The organism is Clostridiales bacterium (genome assembly GCA_012512255.1).
GTDB lineage: Bacteria > Bacillota > Clostridia > Christensenellales > DUVY01 > DUVY01.
The window spans coordinates 1-18,688 of record JAAZDJ010000003.1 but is presented as its reverse complement, the minus strand read 5'-3'; the positions used below and the strand labels follow the sequence as shown (position 1 = coordinate 18,688).

18 protein-coding genes and 4 tRNA genes are annotated in these 18,688 nt (G+C 41.3%); 17 read left to right on the top strand and 5 right to left on the bottom strand.

What is annotated here, in order from left to right; all coding sequences use genetic code 11:
- Positions 1–279: 279 nt before the first annotated feature.
- A complete protein-coding gene (locus tag GX756_00180; GenBank protein NLC16287.1) occupies positions 280–1,149 on the bottom strand; it encodes a diacylglycerol kinase family lipid kinase in 870 nt (289 codons plus the stop codon).
- A gap of 108 nt (positions 1,150–1,257) precedes the next feature.
- Between GX756_00180 and GX756_00175 the strand changes: the two genes are divergently transcribed.
- From GX756_00175 to GX756_00160, 4 genes are all read left to right on the top strand, one after another.
- Complete coding sequence (locus GX756_00175; GenBank protein ID NLC16286.1) at positions 1,258–2,610, top strand: CCA tRNA nucleotidyltransferase; 1,353 nt, start codon at positions 1,258–1,260, stop codon at positions 2,608–2,610.
- Positions 2,611–2,613: 3 nt separating this feature from the next.
- Positions 2,614–3,429 (top strand): PHP domain-containing protein, encoded by an 816-nt coding sequence (locus GX756_00170; GenBank protein NLC16285.1) that lies wholly within the window; start codon positions 2,614–2,616, stop codon positions 3,427–3,429.
- On the top strand, positions 3,426–4,805 hold the full coding sequence (locus tag GX756_00165; protein ID NLC16284.1) for a VanW family protein: 1,380 nt from the start codon (positions 3,426–3,428) through the stop codon (positions 4,803–4,805). The genes GX756_00170 and GX756_00165 overlap by 4 nt, the downstream gene beginning before the upstream one ends.
- 75 nt (positions 4,806–4,880) lie before the next feature.
- Positions 4,881–5,741: a DUF2935 domain-containing protein gene (locus tag GX756_00160; protein ID NLC16283.1), complete on the top strand. Its 861-nt coding sequence runs from the start codon at positions 4,881–4,883 to the stop codon at positions 5,739–5,741.
- Positions 5,742–5,827: 86 nt separating this feature from the next.
- On the opposite strand, the gene GX756_00155 is transcribed toward GX756_00160, so the two are convergent.
- Positions 5,828–6,430, bottom strand: coding sequence for a M23 family metallopeptidase (locus GX756_00155; protein NLC16282.1), 603 nt, complete (start codon positions 6,428–6,430; stop codon positions 5,828–5,830).
- An 85-nt stretch (positions 6,431–6,515) separates the two neighbouring features.
- Positions 6,516–6,983: a hypothetical protein gene (locus GX756_00150; GenBank protein NLC16281.1), complete on the bottom strand. Its 468-nt coding sequence runs from the start codon at positions 6,981–6,983 to the stop codon at positions 6,516–6,518.
- A gap of 135 nt (positions 6,984–7,118) precedes the next feature.
- Between GX756_00150 and ispE the strand changes: the two genes are divergently transcribed.
- The 4 genes from ispE to ypeB all read left to right on the top strand — a co-directional run bounded on the left by ispE (position 7,119) and on the right by ypeB (position 10,985).
- Positions 7,119–7,964 carry a 4-(cytidine 5'-diphospho)-2-C-methyl-D-erythritol kinase gene (gene ispE, locus GX756_00145; GenBank protein NLC16280.1) on the top strand — a complete coding sequence of 282 codons (846 nt, stop codon included), beginning with the start codon at positions 7,119–7,121 and terminating at the stop codon, positions 7,962–7,964.
- 110 nt (positions 7,965–8,074) lie between these two features.
- Positions 8,075–8,620: a stage II sporulation protein R gene (locus GX756_00140; protein ID NLC16279.1), complete on the top strand. Its 546-nt coding sequence runs from the start codon at positions 8,075–8,077 to the stop codon at positions 8,618–8,620.
- Positions 8,621–8,923: 303 nt separating this feature from the next.
- Entirely contained in the window at positions 8,924–9,574 is a 651-nt protein-coding gene (gene sleB / locus GX756_00135; protein ID NLC16278.1) for a spore cortex-lytic enzyme, read from the top strand.
- A 19-nt stretch (positions 9,575–9,593) separates the two neighbouring features.
- Complete coding sequence (ypeB, locus tag GX756_00130) at positions 9,594–10,985, top strand: germination protein YpeB (protein NLC16277.1); 1,392 nt, start codon at positions 9,594–9,596, stop codon at positions 10,983–10,985.
- Positions 10,986–11,037: 52 nt separating this feature from the next.
- On the opposite strand, the gene GX756_00125 is transcribed toward ypeB, so the two are convergent.
- Positions 11,038–11,655, bottom strand: a complete 618-nt coding sequence (locus GX756_00125; protein NLC16276.1) for a hypothetical protein — start codon at positions 11,653–11,655, stop codon at positions 11,038–11,040.
- A 209-nt stretch (positions 11,656–11,864) separates the two neighbouring features.
- Positions 11,865–13,439, bottom strand: a complete 1,575-nt coding sequence (gene pckA, locus GX756_00120) for a phosphoenolpyruvate carboxykinase (ATP) (protein NLC16275.1) — start codon at positions 13,437–13,439, stop codon at positions 11,865–11,867.
- 344 nt (positions 13,440–13,783) lie between these two features.
- Here pckA and GX756_00115 point away from each other — a divergent pair.
- From GX756_00115 to GX756_00075, 9 genes are all read left to right on the top strand, one after another.
- A tRNA-Met gene (locus tag GX756_00115) sits at positions 13,784–13,861 on the top strand.
- 673 nt (positions 13,862–14,534) lie between these two features.
- Positions 14,535–14,611 (top strand) — tRNA-Met (locus GX756_00110).
- Positions 14,612–14,618: 7 nt separating this feature from the next.
- Positions 14,619–14,693, top strand: a tRNA-Glu gene (locus GX756_00105).
- 25 nt (positions 14,694–14,718) lie between these two features.
- Positions 14,719–14,794: transfer RNA gene (locus GX756_00100), tRNA-Val, on the top strand.
- An 83-nt stretch (positions 14,795–14,877) separates the two neighbouring features.
- Positions 14,878–15,162 carry a 30S ribosomal protein S6 gene (locus GX756_00095; GenBank protein ID NLC16274.1) on the top strand — a complete coding sequence of 95 codons (285 nt, stop codon included), beginning with the start codon at positions 14,878–14,880 and terminating at the stop codon, positions 15,160–15,162.
- 18 nt (positions 15,163–15,180) lie between these two features.
- A complete protein-coding gene (locus tag GX756_00090) occupies positions 15,181–15,570 on the top strand; it encodes a single-stranded DNA-binding protein (GenBank protein NLC16273.1) in 390 nt (129 codons plus the stop codon).
- Positions 15,571–15,587: 17 nt separating this feature from the next.
- A complete protein-coding gene (locus GX756_00085; protein ID NLC16272.1) occupies positions 15,588–15,857 on the top strand; it encodes a 30S ribosomal protein S18 in 270 nt (89 codons plus the stop codon).
- 406 nt (positions 15,858–16,263) lie between these two features.
- Positions 16,264–16,968 carry an ABC transporter ATP-binding protein gene (locus tag GX756_00080; protein ID NLC16271.1) on the top strand — a complete coding sequence of 235 codons (705 nt, stop codon included), beginning with the start codon at positions 16,264–16,266 and terminating at the stop codon, positions 16,966–16,968.
- Positions 16,969–16,973: 5 nt separating this feature from the next.
- Positions 16,974–18,688 (top strand): ABC transporter permease (locus GX756_00075; protein ID NLC16270.1); only part of this gene is annotated, 1,715 nt, incomplete at its 3' end.

Here is an 18,688-nt window from a genome sequence, read left to right as displayed (position 1 = left end):
GACCGTAAAGCTAAAAGAGTCGTTATCTCTACAATCCTTCTAGCCTTTTTAACAAAAGACTCGCACTATCTGTTTTTTTTCGCTTGTCTTGCCTTTTCTTATTCCCTTGTCAATGTGCAAAAAATGCGACCGTTCAAGATAGCTTAGTTATAATACCAAATCATTTGGGCGTTGTCAAGATTTTTGTTTGGGCTTTTTTGAAAAAATCTGACAAATAAGACCTAGCGCATATAATTACACGCTATATAATATGCGAATAAATTAAAAATATTTATAATTTTATCCGCTAAACATATTGATGCCTTTTTCCACTACGTGACAATCAAAGTCCAAGTTGGAATAGATCTCGCCGTCCAGCTGGACCTTATACGCGATGTCCGAAGTAATTTTGACGCGGTCAACCAAATAATGCTCCGTAAAATACATATCAATATGTCTGCCTGACAAAAACTTGGGCAAAAGATATTTGATTTTTTTGCGGTCAACCATTTTGATTACGACTAGGTTAAGTTTGCCGTCGCCCAAATCCGAACGAGGCGAGACTCTCATTCCGCCGCCGATATCAGTCCCATTGGCGACAGCTATCATTATACACTCGTAGGATTTTTTTTGGCCTTCAAATTCCACGCTCAATTTATAGGGCTCAAAGTTTTTTAAGACCCTTATAAGCGCCCAAAGATACATTGGCTTGCCTTTTAACCTGCGCATAGCAAGCGTTTTATTCAAAACCTCAATGTCCAAACCCGTGCCCGCGACATTAAGACATCTAGGCCCGCTTGCAAACTGTATATAATCTATTTTTCTTATGTTGCCGTCAAGTATATGTTTTAGGGCTTTTTTGATGTTATGCTTGGGCAAGCCCGCCGCCGTGGCGAAGTCGTTGCCGCTGCCCAATGGTATAAAGCCCACATTGACATCGCTAAGGTTGGCAATCCCGTTAATAATCTCATGGAAAGTGCCGTCGCCGCCTATTCCGATAATGTTTTTCTGGCCCGAAGCCGCCAATTCGCCCGCCAAAACTTTCGCGTGCTTGGCATACGATGTAAAATGGAGTTTATATTCCAAGCCCCGCTTGTTTAGTTCTTTAGACAATACTTTTATTGCCCTGCGCCCCTTTGGCGACGATGATTTAATAATAAAATTATACATAACATAAACTCCTAATATATTAACCCCTATATTTATACCATTTTAACATAAAAACTAACAATGTAAATATCCTACACATAAATATAACAAAAATGTTATACTAATACTATGAAAATACCCGCGGCTTTTAAACAATGGGCTAAAAGCCTTGATTTTTCTTTGTATATCACAGGCGGCTATGTAAGGGATTATATCCAAAATAACCCCTCTTATGACATTGACGCCGCGGGCGCGGTCTCGTCCGCGCAATTATCCGCCTTGCTTCCCAAAAACGCTAAGTTTGAAATTGTCAATCCTAAGCTGGACACCTCCGTAATAATTATTGACGGCGTAAAAATTGAATATACGCCCTTTAGAACCGAACAATACAAAGCAGGCGAGCATACGCCTTATTCGTCAAGCTTTATTGACGATCCCAAGATAGACAGCCTAAGGCGGGATTTTACTTGCAACGCTTTGTATTACGACATTAAGCAAGATCGGATTTTGGATTTTCATAACGGGATCCAAGACATTAATAACAGGCTTTTGCGCGCGGTCAATTCGCCCGACCAAGTTTTTTGCCACGACGGTTTAAGGATTTTGAGAATGGTCCGTTTTGCCGCCGAGCTTGAATACCAAATAGACCCTTCCACTTACCAAAGCGCGCTAAAGCATAAGGACAACCTCAAAGACATCTCCAAAGAAAGAATCCGCCAAGAGTTTGATAAAATCCTAATCGCCGACACAAAATACGGCATGCAAGACGCCCAAGTCCGCAGCTTGCGGCTGATAGCCGAGATGGGACTTTGGGAATACATTATTCCCGAAATGCGCCAAACCATAGGCTTAAAACAAAAAACCAAGCACCATAAATACGACGTGTATGAGCATTTGTTGGAAACGGTAAGGCTGGCCCCGCCCAATATCCGCCTTGAAGCGCTTTTGCACGATATCGGCAAGCCTTTTTCGCAAATAAAATACGGCAATATGCACCGCCATAGCGACATAGGCGTGGAAATCATCAAAAAAAGGCTGGGGCAAAAAGGGCTGAAATATCCCAATCATATCGTAGATAAAGCGGTAAGAATGATTGAAGCGCATATGTTTGACTTAAACCAGCAGACCAGCCCTTTTAAGATGCGAAAGTTTATCGTTAAAAATTACGATATATTGGACGATTTTGTGCAATTGGTGCGGGTGGACACCCTAGCGCACGGCACAGGCAAGCCCGACAGAAGCCTTAGGTTTTTGGAAGCCAAAGACGAATTGCAAAGACTCAATTTGCCCAAGTCCATAAAAGAGTTAAAAATCAATGGCAACGACATAAAAAACGCCTATCCCGATTTGCCGTCAAAATGCATAGGCTTGGTTTTGGACAGGCTTTTGGACGCTTGCCTAAGAGAAACAATCAAAAACCAAAAAGACCAGTTATTGCGGCATAGCAAGACAATTATAAATAGACTAAAAAGCGGGATATAAATTTTGTTAAGCGATTTGCATTTGCATAGTTTTAACTCCGACGGGGAGGCGACTTATAGCGAGTTAATCCAAAGGGCCAAAGCGCTCGGGCTTGACGCCGTTTCGTTGACTGACCATGACACTTTTGGCGGGATCAAGGATTTTTTGAAAGAGTGCAAAAAGCATAACCTAAAAGCCATAAGCGGAATCGAATTAAGCGCTTTTAAGGACACAGAAATACATATCTTGGGATATAATATTGACCCCGAAGGCGACAATCCCGTTAACCGCGAGCTAAGCAATTTATCGCAGGCGCGCGTTAAGCGGATTAAGATGATATTGGATAAGCTGAAAAAGCTAAACATCTTGGTTTCATACGACGAGATTTTAAAAAATTTTAAAACCCGTTCGGTTTCCCGCACGCATATAGCCAATCTTATGGTATTAAAAGGCTATGTCAAGACCAAAGCGGAGGCGTTTGAGTTGTATTTAAGCCCCAACCGTCCCGCTTTTGTGGATTTTTATTATTTTGACCCGCGCGAAGCCGTGGATATAATTAACCAAAGCGGCGGCGTGCCCGTGCTGGCGCATCCGTCAAGGCTTTATTTGGACAAGGCCGATTTGGAAGATTTGGTAAAAAGATTGTCCGACGCGGGCCTAAAAGGCATAGAAAGCTATTATCCTACGCATAGTAATGACATTATAAACTTTTGCAAAAAATTAGCCAAAAAATATAATCTTATCAATACAAACGGAAGCGATACGCATAATATGTATGATAACTTAATTACAAATTTTAAGACCGAGCGAAAAACCATAGAAGTTTTGGGGCTGCGATGAATAATAGATTAAAGCGTATATTAATAATGTTTTTGGCGGTGCTTGCTTTTTGGGCAAGCACTTGTCAATTTTTGGGCGTTTTGGCAGAAATTAACAATTCGCCCAAAATCACAATCGCTTACGGTCAAAAAAGCGCGACTTTTTATCCGCAAAAATACAAAGCCCAATCCAAAGTCTTTACCCATAAATATTCCGAACAACAATTCTACAGGTCGGGCGACATAAAACAAAAAATCAATATGCTAAAACTGATAAAATCTCAGGGTTGGAGCAGCTATGACGCTTTTAAGTTCATGTTTGCCGGGCTTAACGACGATATTGAAAGGTGGCTGATACTAAATGTCAATACGCCCCCTCAAAACGCAAAATTAATCTTTAGGCCCAATAATAGTGTTAAGTTTGCCATAATAAAAGAAAAAAACGGCCAAAGGGCTGATATCCAAAAATTATTTGACGATATATATCAAAAGATGCTTACCAGCACGACCGTTAAAGTAACCGCGCATACTTTGCCCATTTTACCCGAGATTACAGCGGATTATTTAAAACAAGAAACATACCTTAGGGCCAGTTTTTCCACGGGATACGCGTCTTCTTCGGCGGGCAGAAAACATAACATACAATTGGCGATGAAAAGGTTTAACGGGCTTGTGGTCCGACACGGCGAGATAGTCTCGTTTAACAAAGTGGTAGGCCCAAGGACCGCCTATAACGGCTTTGTGGAAGCCAAAATCATTATGGGCGGCAGATACGAGCAGGGCATAGGCGGCGGGGTCTGCCAAGCCTCAACCACTGTTTATAACGCCGCGCTTTTGGCGGATATGGAAATAATCTCAGCCAATAACCACAGCCTAAGGGTAAGCTATATTGAGCCCTCTTTTGACGCCATGGTAAACGGCAGTTGGAGCGATTTAAAATTTCGCAATAACACCGGCAGGAATGTCTATATACACAGCTATTGCGCGCAAAACAGGGTGGTGGTTGAGTTTTACGGGCTTAAAATGCCGTATAGGATAACAAGGCGGTATAAAATTTTGTCGCGCATAGCCTCGCCCGGAAGCGATAAGATTTTGGACTATGACGGCAAATATTCAAAATATGTCAAATACAAGGGCCAGACGCATATACTTCAGCATCCCAAAGACGGAATGGTATCGGAAGGTTATTTAAGGTATTACAGCGGCGACAAATTACTAAAAGAAGTCAAGATAAGAAACGACCGTTACGCGCCCCAAAGGGGATTGATTGTGGAAGGCGTGCAATCGCCTCCGCCGCCCGAAGAACAAGAACAAAAACTCCAAGAAAGCGCAAGCGAGAACAACCAGTTATTTGACTTTTCCAAGATTTTTAAGGGCTTTGAGGATATCCTGAGATAGCGTTTTTTTAAAAACTCATACGCCCCGATTTTAAAGAATATAAATATAATAAATTAATAAAAAGCGGGGGCGGGTATGACAAGAGAGCAATATATAAAAAACACAATGGAACTCAATGTCTTTTACGCCAGGATTTTTAAAGAGCATTGCGTGGCTTTGGTCTCGGGACAAAAAAACGGCGATATGCGCATATTGCAGTCATTGGACAGATACAAGGTCCATTTTGAGATGTTGCTTAGCGCAGCGCTTGAAAGCGGGCTTAACCTTATTGAACCAAGGCTTATTGAGCTCAATTGTTTTATCACCCCTTATACTTACTCTTTGGAACTTAGCACCCAAAACGCTTGCGGCGTGTCCATTAACCACAGAATAAGCAATCTGGAAATGGAAAAACTCGCAAAACCGCAGCCTGTGGCGATAGGGCGGCTGCCGTTTGCTTACGAGCGCGCTTTGCGGCTTAACTCTGACTGCGAGGAAATAGCGCGGGGTTTGTGCGAGCTTTTGCAAAACATCCTTAATGAAATAAAAAAAGGCAGGATATATTCCTGCGTTTATCCTTCGGTGTATGAGTGCAATATCTTAGAACTAAAAAGATACCAAAAAGCCATAGAATATTTAAGACAGGACAAAGATATGGACTGGAGCGACGCCCAAGCCGTCAAGATAATGCAGACCAACGCCGAATATATAAGAGGAACGCTTGACCCTTATGAGATGCAGGATATCAATAAGGCCAATAATTTTGCGGCCGAGTTTTCCCAATGCGTATCAGACAGCCAAAAATTCTTAAAGACCAATCAAGAGTTTTCGCAGTTTTTGCAAGACTTAATAGAAAAGCTTATGGCAAAAAAACTTATGACCATAATGCTGCCTTTGACTTTGGACAATATCTTGCGCCAAGCCAACAGAAATATAGGCTTGATGCTTGCCCAATAAAAAAACCGCCATTTTAGCGGTTTTTTAAAATAAGAGGCTTTTTCTTTTGATTGTTCTAGCTTTCTTTTTGGTTTATTAGGCGGATTTTATTTGTCGCTTGATAAAGTCAAATAATCGTTGGGATTGACCAGTTTGCCGTTGACCATAACCTCAAAGTGCAGATGCGGTCCCATATCTTTTTCTATTCCCATAGACGCCGATACTTCGCCTATCTTGTCGCCGGCTTTTACGCTGTCGCCTTTTTTGACCGTGACATTGTTTAACGACTTATAAACGGTGGTCAAAGAATCCGAATGCTTTATCACGACAATGCAGCCATTGAGGATATTATTGGTGTCAACATCTTCAACCTTGCCGTCCAAAACAGCCACTACGGGCGTTCCGTCCTCGGCCGCAAAGTCTATGCCAAGGTGTGTTTTAAATCGTCCTAGGGTCGCAAACCAAAAATGCTTGTCCGAGCTATAATCTTTGGCTATCGTATAATCTCCGCTTATGGGCGCTATCATTTTGGTTTCGCCGCCGCCTGTGGGCAAGCCCGGGTCTTTAGGGTCCTTTTGATCGCTAAGCACCAAAGCCAATGTGACTATTGTCCCTATGGCAAGAAGACTTACTATCAGCAAAATATAGTAAAGATTTTTTTTGAAAAACCTTTTTACAGCGACTCCGCCTTTTCTTTCTTTCTTATCCATTTTGCTAAACCTCCATTGTGAAAGGATTATTGACACAAAAAATCGTTAATATACAAAATTTTTAAAAAAGTTGGATGGGTGCGTTTTAATAACTTCCTAAGATTATGGGCGCGCCTACGGTAACGGTGTTTTTCCTTAAAGCCAATTGTATGTTTATATAGTTGCCGTCAATCTTAATAGACGGCGCGTTAATTAAGTGCGAATAGCCGTATATATACAAAATTTGGTTTTGGTAAGTTTCTAAAATAATTTTGACCTTATAAAAATTCAAAATGTATTCAATGTCTTTGATATCCCCTTGAAAAGATACGCTCATTCCCTTGATGTTTTTAAGGGCGCTTTTTATTTTGGCGGCGTCTTTGGCGTCGCAATGGATTTGGTTATATATCCCGTCAAAAAAATAATCTTGACCGGCCGACGCGGGCTTTTGGGCGGTATAAAACGCCACTTTCATATCGGGGTATCGGGATTTTAAATATAACAAATCCTGATTGGCTATGCCTAAGGCGATAAAAATTAATACAAAAGCCAAAAAAATCAAAAATCTTTTCATATATTGATAGATTATTGACCTAAAACAAAAGATTTAAAATTAGGAAAGAATATAAAAACGCCGTAAAAATTACTTTAAATCGTTAAGCGAACTTTTTTAAAGCTCATAATAAGTTGTTTGTGATATAATACAAATATGAAACTTCACGCTTACGCTAAGATTAATTTAAGTTTGATTGTTACGGGCAAACAAGACCCATATCACCTTTTGGATTCCATAATGCTAAGCTGCAAAGACCTAAAAGATACCGTAAAAATAAAAAAAGCCAAAAAAGACAGCATAAAATTTTTTGGACGCTTTGCAGATATTGATAAGGACATTAACACCGTAAAAAGGACCATTGAGCTTTTTAAAGAAAACGGCTTTGACATCCCGCCGCTGCGCGTAAAAATAAAAAAGCGCATTCCCGTTATGGCGGGGCTGGGCGGGTCTTCGGCTGACGCGGCATGCGCGATAAAAATTTTGTGTAAAATGCTCGGCCTTGATATTGACAGCCCAAAAATCCAAAATATCGCAAAGACAATAGGCAGCGACGCGCCCTATATGCTTAATTTTAAAGCCTGCAAAGTAACCGGCATGGGGCAAAAAATACAAATCTTAGAAAATAATTGCAAGCTAAAAGCCGTAATCGCCATGAATTATCCGATGTCAACCAGACAATGTTTTGAAGCGTTTGACAGGCTAAACCTAAAGGGTTCTAACGCCGCTATTAACGATACAATCATTAAGGCCCTAAAAGACAACAATTTCGCGCTGTTAAAAGATAATTTGATTAACGATTTGGAAGAGGCGGCTAATTTTATTAACCCAAAGATACAATCGGCAAAGCGGTTGTTAATAGAGGCTGGCGCCGAGTATGTCGGCATGACGGGTTCGGGAGGGGCGTATTTCGCCCTTACCCCCAAAAAATCCATACAAAACAAAATCTACCGTTCTTTAAAAGGCAAAGCCAAATATTTATTCAAAACCGATATTTTTTAAGTTTTGACATTTTTTTGGCTTCTTTTTGTTTTTTTGTTTTCCTCGCGGGTTTTTTCATTAATTAATTGTTAATAATCTTAGTCAAAACAATATAAAAGGAGTTTTTAGGTTTGAAATCCAAAATTGTTTATATTGTTTTGGCTGCTTTTGGTATATTATTAATATTTTTAGTAAATTTTACTATTAACGGCAAAAAAAACGATGGCGAGTGCATTAGGCTGCATATACGGGCAAACAGCGACCGCCCCCAAGACCAAGCCCTAAAATACAAGGTCAAAGACGAAGTTTTGCAGTACCTAACGCCGCGCCTTGCCAATTGCCATGGTTTTGACGATGTTTATAAGTTAATATACGACAGCCAAGACGAGCTAAAAGATATTTGCGCGCGCGCGGCATATAAAAACGGGTATGGTTACGGCGCAAATGTGTCTTTGAAAAAAGAATATTTTCCGACCAGATATTATGACGGCTATACGCTAAAAGAGGGCGTATATACGGCGTTGATAATTGATTTGGGGCGGGGCGAGGGCGATAATTGGTGGTGCGTAATTTATCCGCCTTTGTGTTTTTTGGACGCTCAGGACCAAGGCGGCGGTTATATAAAATACAAATCCAAAATATACGAACTAATAAAACAATGGAAAAAAGAAAATTAAATACATACGAGGTGGAAGATGGCAAAAACAAAACATAAGAAAATTGCGGCGATATTTTTGACTTTGATTATGATTTTCGGTCTTACTTTTTCTTATACTCGCGAGGTTGAGGCCGCCAATATTATAAAAGGGGATACATATTCCAATATCGTAGCCGTGCAAACCGTCCTAAAAAAATGGGGGTATTATAACGGTAAAATAGACGGAATCTTTGGCTCCCAAACCAGAGCGGCCGTTAAATATTTCCAAAGAAAGAACGGGCTTACGCCCGACGGCATCGTGGGCAGCAAAACCGAGGCGGCTATGGGGCTGAATTTAAGCTATTCCCAAACATCTTCTCGCGGCAGAAATATTATAAAAGGCGACACTCCCGCCAATGTGCGCGCCGTGCAAACCGTCCTTAAAAAATGGGGTTATTACAACGGCGCGGTAGACGGCATCTTCGGTCCCAAAACAAGGGCGGCCGTCCAATATTTCCAAAGAAAGAACGGGCTTACGCCCGACGGCATCGTGGGCAGCAAAACCGAGGCGGCTATGGGCTTGAACTTGGGCGGCGGAGGCGGCGGGACCAGATACGCGTCCGGCGTTTACGCTTCCAGCAATGAGCTATATTTGCTTGCCAAATGTATTTATGCGGAGGCGCGGGGCGAACCCTATACCGGGCAGGTCGCCATAGGCGCGGTGGTTTTAAACCGCGTTAAAGACTCGCGATTCCCCAATACTATAAGCGGGGTGATTTATCAGCCGCAAGCCTTTACGGCGGTGGCGGACGGCCAGATTAACCTTGCGCCGAACCAAACCGCCATCAACGCCGCTAATGACGCGCTTAACGGCTGGGACCCCACATACGGATGTCTGTATTACTATAACCCGGCTACGGCGACCTCAAAATGGATTTGGAGTTTGCCCGTGGTCATAAAAATAGGCAGACATAATTTTTGCAAACCCGCATAACGCATAAGGAGATAGGTTTATGAATAATAACCGCGAAAACACACAAGGCAAAGCCATAGAAAAAAGAATTGACGGGGCAATTTCGCTGATATTGCTTCTTGCTGTGGTCGCTTTGGGGCTTGTCGCCGCGCTGATTAATGTTTGGGCGCGCAACGACGCCAACGAAAAAGCGCTTGAAAACGCCTATGAAAAATCTTTTTTCAATGTAAGCAACAGCATGAACGAACTTGAAACAAAATTAAACAAACTAAAAATAACCAACTCGGACTCGCAGCGAATGATACTTGCCAACGATGTTTGGAGGACGGCGGCGATGATTGAAGACAATCTCGCGCAGTTGCCCATTGATCATTACGCGATCGCCAATACTTCCAAGTTTGTCAACCAAATGGGCGATTATATCTATTCGCTTAATAGAAAACTGCAAAAAGGCGGAACATATTCAGAAGAAGATATTCAAAAGCTGGATTCTTTGTCCGAGCATTGCGCCAAAATCAATCAAGGCATCCAAAAATTGTCCCAAAAAATTATCTCGGACTACCGCATTATAGACAACATAAACCTCTCCAAGCTAAGAGGCGGCAAACAAGACCCCAAAAACCTATTGGGCGCGGGACTTTATGAGATCAACCAAGAATCCACAGACTATCCCGAGATGATTTACGACGGGCCGTTTTCGGACGCGTTGTCCAAAAAAGAATACAAAGCCCTGGCGGGCCTGAAAGAAATATCTTATAAACAAGGAATTGATTACATATCAAAAACGCTCAAAGACACAGCCGATATAAAATACCAAGGCAAAGCCTCGGGCGACTTGGCGGCGTATGAGTATATAACAACCACAAAGGACGGGCTAACAAGATATATCCAGCTAAGCGCGCAAGGGGGATTGCCTATTTCAATAAGCGGCGGCAACGCGGCAGGCAAGCCCGAATTGGACGAAGAGCAAGCTATTATTTCGGCGAAAAAATGGGCTAAAACGCTTATCAATCAGGATATGGAAGGTGTTTGGATAAGCGTATTGGGCGACACCGCCTTTATAAACCTTGCTCCCGTGGTAAACGATATTGTATATTATCCCGATTTGATAAAAGTCAAAATATCCTTGACGGACGGCAGCCTTTTGGGCTGGGAAGCCAATTCTTATCTTCAAAACCATATCAATAGAGAAATTACGCCGCCTTCTATCTCCCAAGAACAAGCCTTGCAAAAAATAAGCCCAAGGCTTAAAGTCCATAGCATAAGGTTAGCGCTAATCCCTAAAGACTGGGGCGAGGAGGTTTTGACTTATGAGTTTTACGCCTCGTATGGCGATAACTTGTATATAGTGTATATAAACGCCGAAAGCGGCGATGAAGAAAATATCTTGATGGTGATAAACACGCCCGACAGGGGCAGGATGCTGATTTAAAAATATTAATAACCAAAACAAAAAAGAGCATTTTTTCAAAATGCTCTTTTTTTTAATCGTGATCGTAATGTTCCGCTATTACCGGCGCCGTAGCGGGTTTCTTTTTGAAGATTTTGGCGCTTAACTGTATTAAATAGTTGACATACATAATATCAATCGCCATGGCGATAAGCGCGACTATGGTATAAATCAAAAATATCAATTCGCTGTTAAAGAAATTATTGGCGTCCAATACCGGGTTGCGTATGGAACATCCTACAATTCTAGTGACCGTAAGGCTGGTAATAAAAAAGGCGACCAAAAAAGACTCAAAGATTATAAAGTTTGTAAGCCTCTTTTTAAAATGCATTCTATACGATCGTATTTTGGCGGCCCGGGACTTGCCTTTTTTTTGGACTTTGTAAAGATCAATTTTGAACACGATTTTTAGCTTATCGGTATAGACATATAAAATAGTGCCGGCCAAGAAAAGACCCGCTTGAATAACCATTCCAAGAAGCGCGATTTCGCCGCTTATGAAAAAATGTTTTTCGGGCATAGCGCCGTATGCCCACATAAAAACAAATAAAAATAGACTCAACAAAAAACACGCCCAAGCAATAATACTTAGATAAGTAACCCTTTTTTTGATTGCGTCGGGACTAACCTTAGTTTCTGCAAACCTTATCATTAGTGACATCCTTTAAACAAAAACTTTTAGGCTAAGTTATAAAATTTTAACAAAATCCACCAAATATCATTTTAAATTCAAAATTTCATCATGTCAATAGGCAAAACTAAATTATATTAGATTTTTTGTATAAATATTTTATATAAATACTTAAAAATCCCCCAAAAACATTTCTTTTGGGGGATTTTTTGACGATTATTTTTACATATTTATACTTTGGGCCCGGCGTTTTTTATTTCAGGGTCAATATCGGCATATTGCTCAAAATTTTTCACAAAATCGGACGCCAATTTTTTGGCTGTCTTGATATAGGCGTCTTTGTCCGCCCACGTGTTAATAGGATTTAAAAGCTTGGCGTCCACGCCCGGACAGCTTCTTGGAATAAACAATCCAAAATATGGTTCTTGTTCGTATTCAACATCGGCCAGGTCGCCGTTAAGGGCCGCCGTCACTATGCTGCGGGTAACTTTCAGGCTCATGCGGCTGCCCACTCCGTAAGCGCCGCCCGACCAGCCGGTGTTAATCAAATACACTTCAGAGCCGTGTTTTTCTATCTTCTGGCCCAAAAGGTCGGCGTACTTGCTGGCGTGCAAAGGCAAAAACGCCGCGCCAAAACAAGTGGAAAAAGTGGATTGAGGCTCAATAATGCCGCGCTCGGTTCCAGCCAGTTTTGACGTATAACCGCTGATAAAATAATACATGGCTTGTTCTTTGGTAAGCTTGGCCACAGGCGGCAAAACTCCAAACGAATCGGCCGTTAGGAATATTATTGTTTTGGGATGGGAGGCGACTCCCGGGATTACGGCGTTGGGTATATATTCTATAGGATAAGACGCGCGGGTGTTTTCTGTTATGGAAGCGTCGTCATAATCGGGGCGGCGGTCTTGGTCCACTATAACATTTTCAACCACCGCGCCAAACCTAATCGCCCTAAAAATTTCGGGCTCTTTTTCCTCGCTCAATCCTATGCATTTTGCGTAACAGCCGCCCTCAAAGTTAAATATGCCCTCGTCGCTCCAGCCGTGCTCGTCGTCGCCTATAAGGCCTCTTTTAGGGTCGGCGCTCAAAGTGGTTTTGCCTGTTCCCGAAAGCCCGAAGAACAACGCCGAAGAGCCGTCTTCTAGCGACACATTGGCGGAGCAATGCATGCTCAGGATGCCTTTTTTGGGCAAGAGATAGTTCATCAAAGAAAACACGCTCTTTTTCATTTCGCCCGCGTATTTTGACCCCGCTATCAAGATCACCTTTTTTTCAAAGCTAAGGATAATTCCCGCTTCAGAATTAACGCCGTCCGTCTCGGGCACGAGTTTTAGCCCGGGCGCGCATATGATAGTATAATCTTCCTCAAACCCCTCAAGTTCCCCTTTTTTAGGACGGATTAGCATATTATACATAAAAAGGTTTTGGGAAGCGTATTCGTTAATTACTCTTATATTGATTCTGTGCTTGGGATCGGCGCCCACAAAACCGTCAAAAATAAATATTTCGCGGTTGCTAAGATAAGCGGTAATTTTGGCCAAAATCCTGTTAAAATTATCTACGGAAATCTTTTTGTTGATTGCGCCCCAATCTATGTCATTAGTAATGGACGTTTCGTCCACAATAAAGCGGTCATGGGGCGAGCGGCCTGTATATTTGCCGGTAGCGACCAAGAGCGCGCCGTTATCAATAAGCTTGGCGTCTTCTGTTTCCAGCGCAAGCTCTGTCAGCTCGGCCGGCGATAAATTCCGATAAACAGCTAAGGGATTTAAAATCCCCCATTTTTCAATGCCGTAAGTGTTCAATTTAGCGTCCTCCAATATATAAAAATTTTTGTTTTCAATTTTTATTATAGGGAAAATCAATCCGGATAACCGCTATAAAAAAACGGTTTATAAAAAACCAACCTTTCCACCATTGTAATTATGCCATACGCCTTTTTCAATGTCAAAACATTTTTTATATGTTTTTTAATATATTTAATATGTGAACAAAACATAAAAAATACTCCCGTCAATACATTGTATAACAATAGTTTTTAAAAGATAAACCAAAAGTACCAAATTATATCAAAAAAATTTAACGCTCAACGCCTTGACAAATTAATATAAACATTATAGAATATATAAGCCGTCAGAAAAGGCGATATCGCGGAGTGGAGCAGTCCGGTAGCTCGTCGGGCTCATAACCCGAAGGTCAGGAGGTTCAAATCCCCTCTCCGCAACCATTCTTAATAAAAGCTCTCAAAATAAATTTGGGAGCTTTTTGTTTTTATAAGTTTTTTTAGCATTTAAAACCATAATTAATTATCGGCTTTTTATTATTCATCGTTAATTAATATGCGCCATATTATTGTTGCCAAAATATCAAAAGGCGTTTGTTAGAATCTGCCGTTATTTATATATTACGGGTTTTGGTTGACTATATTAAGAGTTTTGTTATAATGGTTTTTGATATTTTTGGGCGGCGAATAAGGAGTTCTTTTTGCAAAATGTTATTTTGGCGTTGAGCGCGACAAAAGTTATTATAGCGGCGGTTATTGTCTTAGCGCAATATATCCTCGCTATAGCCGCTTTTGTTAACATATCAAAAATAAACTTAACGCTAAAAAAATTACTAATTTTTAACTTTTTGATTGTTTTTGTTTTTTATCTCGGGCCAATTTTTGCTATAATATACGCGGCAAAAAAAAGCAAAACTTTGGACGATACGGAACAAAACAAAAGCCCAAAAGACAATTAAAATATACTTTAACAACATAAAAAACAGCCTAAAAAAGCCGACTTTGCTATATTTTTCAAGCCAAAGATTGAAAAAAACTCTTTACAAGAATGCCGTAATAATATATAATGATAAAGCCAATTTTTTGGACGCGCTCTTTAAAAGATTAATATCGGCGTGGCGGCATAGCTCAGTTGGCTAGAGCACTCGGTTCATACCCGATAGGTCGATGGTTCGAATCCGTCTGCCGCTACCAACATCAAGGCCCCATGGTCAAGAGGTCAAGACACCGCCCTTTCACGGCGGCGACAGGAGTTCGAATCTCCTTGGGGTCACCAAGATAAAGCGGCTGTCTAACAACTAGGGAGCTTAGCTCAGCTGGGAGAGCATCTGCCTTACAAGCAGGGGGTCACAGGTTCGATCCCTGTAGCTCCCACCAATAGACAGCCGCAAGTTTTATTGCCTTGCTTTGCGCAAATTTAAAAACGCAAAGCCATTTTAGTCCGGGAGGTGAAAAAAAGTTTGAACAAATACGAATTGCTTTATATTTTGTCGGCTAGTTTGGACGACGCGGCAAAAGACGCCGCAATCCAAAAAATTTCTTCAATTGTTACAGAGGCGGGCGGAGCCATTGATAAGATTGACAAATGGGGAGTAAGAAAACTCGCCTACCCTATCAAGTTCAAAAACGAAGGTTATTATGTCCTTATGAATTTTACGGGACCTGCCGAGTTGCCTTTGGAAATCGCCAGACAAATTAAAATTTCAGACGATTTTTTGAGACATATGTTAGTCAGATTGGATTAAAAATAAGGATATGTAATTATGAATAAAGTAATATTAATAGGCAATCTGACGCGCGACCCCGAATTATCCCAAACAACGGGCGGCATCCCATACTGCCGAATGTCCATAGCCGTAAACCGCAATTATCTAAGCGCCGACGGCGAAAGACTGACTGATTTTTTTAATATCGTGACATGGCGAGGCCTCGCCGAAAACTGCCATAAGTATTTGAGAAAAGGCTCAAAAATAGGCGTGTGCGGGACTTTGCAAACGCGCTCATACGAGCAAGACGGCATAAAAAGATATATTACCGAAATCGTGGCGGAGGAAGTTGAGTTTTTGACGCCCAAATCGGCTCAGGACTCATACGAGGAAAAAAAGAGTATCCAGAATATCCCGCCCATTGAAGACGATGATTTGCCTTTTTAAGATAGGAGATTAATGATATGGAAGACAAGAAAAAAACAGTTGCGGAAGAAAAGGAAAAAACAGTAAAAAAACCCTACAGACCCTCTAAAAAGAAAGTTTGCGTCTTTTGCGTTGAAAAACTTAATATTGACTACAAAGACGCTAACCAGCTCAAAAAGTTTATTACCGAAAAAGGCAAGATTATACCCAAAAGAACCACGGGCACTTGCGCTAAGCACCAAAGGGTTTTGGCGGTGGCTATCAAGCGCGCAAGGGAAATGGCCCTGTTGCCTTACAAAGCTAACTAAGTTTGTTTTTTTAAAAGATGCTTTTTAAAGCGAAAAAGGCTGTCCTTTTTCGCTTTTTTTGTCGCCTAAGGTTTTTTGCGTATAAATAACGCAATAAAGCCTTTTTATTGTTTTTGGCTTAAATTATTATTGAAATTCCACAAGATAAAATTAAGTTATAAAAAAACGCCTAAAAAGACAATGCCCGCCTTAAAATGTTTTGGCGGGCTTTGTCCTAGAATTTATGAGGGGTTAGATAATAAGCTAGGTTAGTCATATTATAACAAATTGATTTTACAATTAAAAGCAAAAATACACAATATATTGCGCTTATTTTTTATTTTTTAACAATTATCAACATTATGTTTGAGAACTGAGATAGTTTTGTAAAAATAAGGTAATACTTGAATAATATAATAAAAATATAATGAAAGAGTTGGTAACAGTCAAAGATTTGGTCAAAATATATCGCGCGGGCGGGGCTGATTTTTACGCCCTCAAAAAAATCAGCTTCTATGTTCTGGAGGGTGAATTTTGCGTGGTTTTGGGCCCGTCGGGCTCGGGCAAGTCCACGCTTATGAATATAATTGGCGGCATAGACCGCCCAAGCGGCGGAAGCGTTACAATAATGGATACCCAAATTACCGCCCTAAATGACAACGCGCTTACCGAGTTTAGGCGCGAGCATATCGGCATTGTCTTCCAGTTTTATAATCTTATACCCTCCCTTACTATAAAGGAAAATGTGGAAGTCGCCGCCAATATCGCCAAAAACCCGCTAGATATTGACGAAGTGCTAGACAGCGTGGGGATTTTGGACCAAAAAAACAAGTTTCCCTCCAAGCTGAGCGGAGGCCAGCAGCAAAGAGTGGCAATCGCCCGCGCCGTAGTCAAAAACGCTAAGCTTTTGATTTGCGACGAGCCCACGGGCGCGCTTGATTATGAAAACTCCATTGAGGTTTTGAAGCTGTTAAGAAATATCAATAAAAAATACAACACTACCGTATTGCTGGTTACCCATAACAGCGAAATCGCCAAGATGGCCGATAGAATAATGGCGCTAAAAAACGGCGAAATTGTTAAAAACCAAGTCAACCAAAACATACTGCAAGCCCACGAGCTTGAATGGTAAATATAATGAAACTGCTTTTTTTAAAGTCGCTTAGGACCATAAGGTTTAATAAAATAAGATATTTGGGCGCGCTTGTTCTTATAATATTATCAAGCGCTCTTTTTACGGCGTTTAGAACAAGCGGTTATAGTATTTCAAATAGTTTGGACGCTTTTTGGCAAGAGCATCGCTTGGCCGACGCGTCTTTTGAAATAAACGACAATGCGGGCGTCAACGGGCTCAAAAGCCAAGACGAAGAATTATTGGAGCAATACTTTGACCATAGCGAGAAAAGATATTACGCGGATATTAAGCAAAACGGGATCACCCTACGCCTTTTTTCAATAACGGAAAAACTAAATATCTACCAGCTCAAAAAGGGTCAAGCGCCCCAAGGCCCAAACCAAGTGTTGCTTGACCAAAGTTTTGCCGATTATCACAAGATAAAAATCAACGACACTATAACAATTAACCAACATCAAGCCGTGGTATCGGGCTTTTTCGCCCTGCCTGACTATATAACGGTTTCGGCCCGCCCAAACAACACTGTCAACGATTCGGATGTCTTTGGTTTGGTTTTGGTCAAGGACATCAAGTATTGGACGGACCTTTACAAAACGGAATATTTGGTCAGGATCGAGAGCGAGGCGTCCTACGCGCAAAAAGACCAAATTTTTAAGGATTTCAAACAAGCCTTGCAAAAAAGGGGCTATGCGCCGATTAATTGGCTAGAGGCCGATCTGAACGGCCGCATTACAAACGCGCGAAGCGATATCTCGGGATTTATAGAGATAGGCCAAATTTTGCCGCTATTTATCTTACTGGTCGCTTGTTTTATGCTGGCTATAATCCTAAACCGCCAGCTGCTCGGCGAAGAAAATGTGATGGGCACGCTTTACGCCGTGGGATACGCCAAAAAAGAGTTGCTTATCCATTATTTGTTTTTGCCTTTTTTGTTAATAGCGCTGGGGACGGCGGTAGGAGGGCTTAGCGGCTACGCTTTTGCGAGGGCGCTGGCGCTGATAGAGCTGTCAAGATACAATTTACCCATTATCGTCTATGCTTACAATCCATTGGATATGCTTATTATTTTGGGCATAGCTTTTGGAATGATTTTGCCCGTTATGTTTTTTGTCGTGTTAAACGCGTTAAAACAGCCGCCTTTGGAGCTTATGCGCGGCAGGGGCAGGCGCGCCAAGGTCAGCAAAATAGAAAAGGCTGCCAAAATAGAAAACTTAAAATTCGGGCTAAAATTTTTTATAAGGGATATTTTGCGTAATTTTGGGAGGCATATGATTATGTTTTTGGGCATGGTTATATCGGGCATGTTGCTGATGATTGGGCTTGGCATATTGAACTCGGTCAATAATATAGACAACGATATAAGAAAAACTTATCAATATCAACATATTTACAGCTTTGACAGCCAAATTAAATTTGACCAAAACGATAAGGGCGACGATTATTTTGAGGCGATTGCTTTGGCGCAATTTGACGGTCAATATCTAAAAATCAATTTAAGGTTTGTGGACGCGGATTTCAAAGGCATATCCCAGCGCGATAAAAAAACGGGCAAAACGATAGACTATTCTGAGATGATTGTGTCCTATTCGGCGGCAAAACACTTAGGCGTCAAGGCGGGCGACAAAATAAAAATAATCCACAAAAGCCTGCCCTTTGACGATTGGGAATACGAAATAAAAACAATCAGCGATTATATATTGGGCGATGTAATATTTTT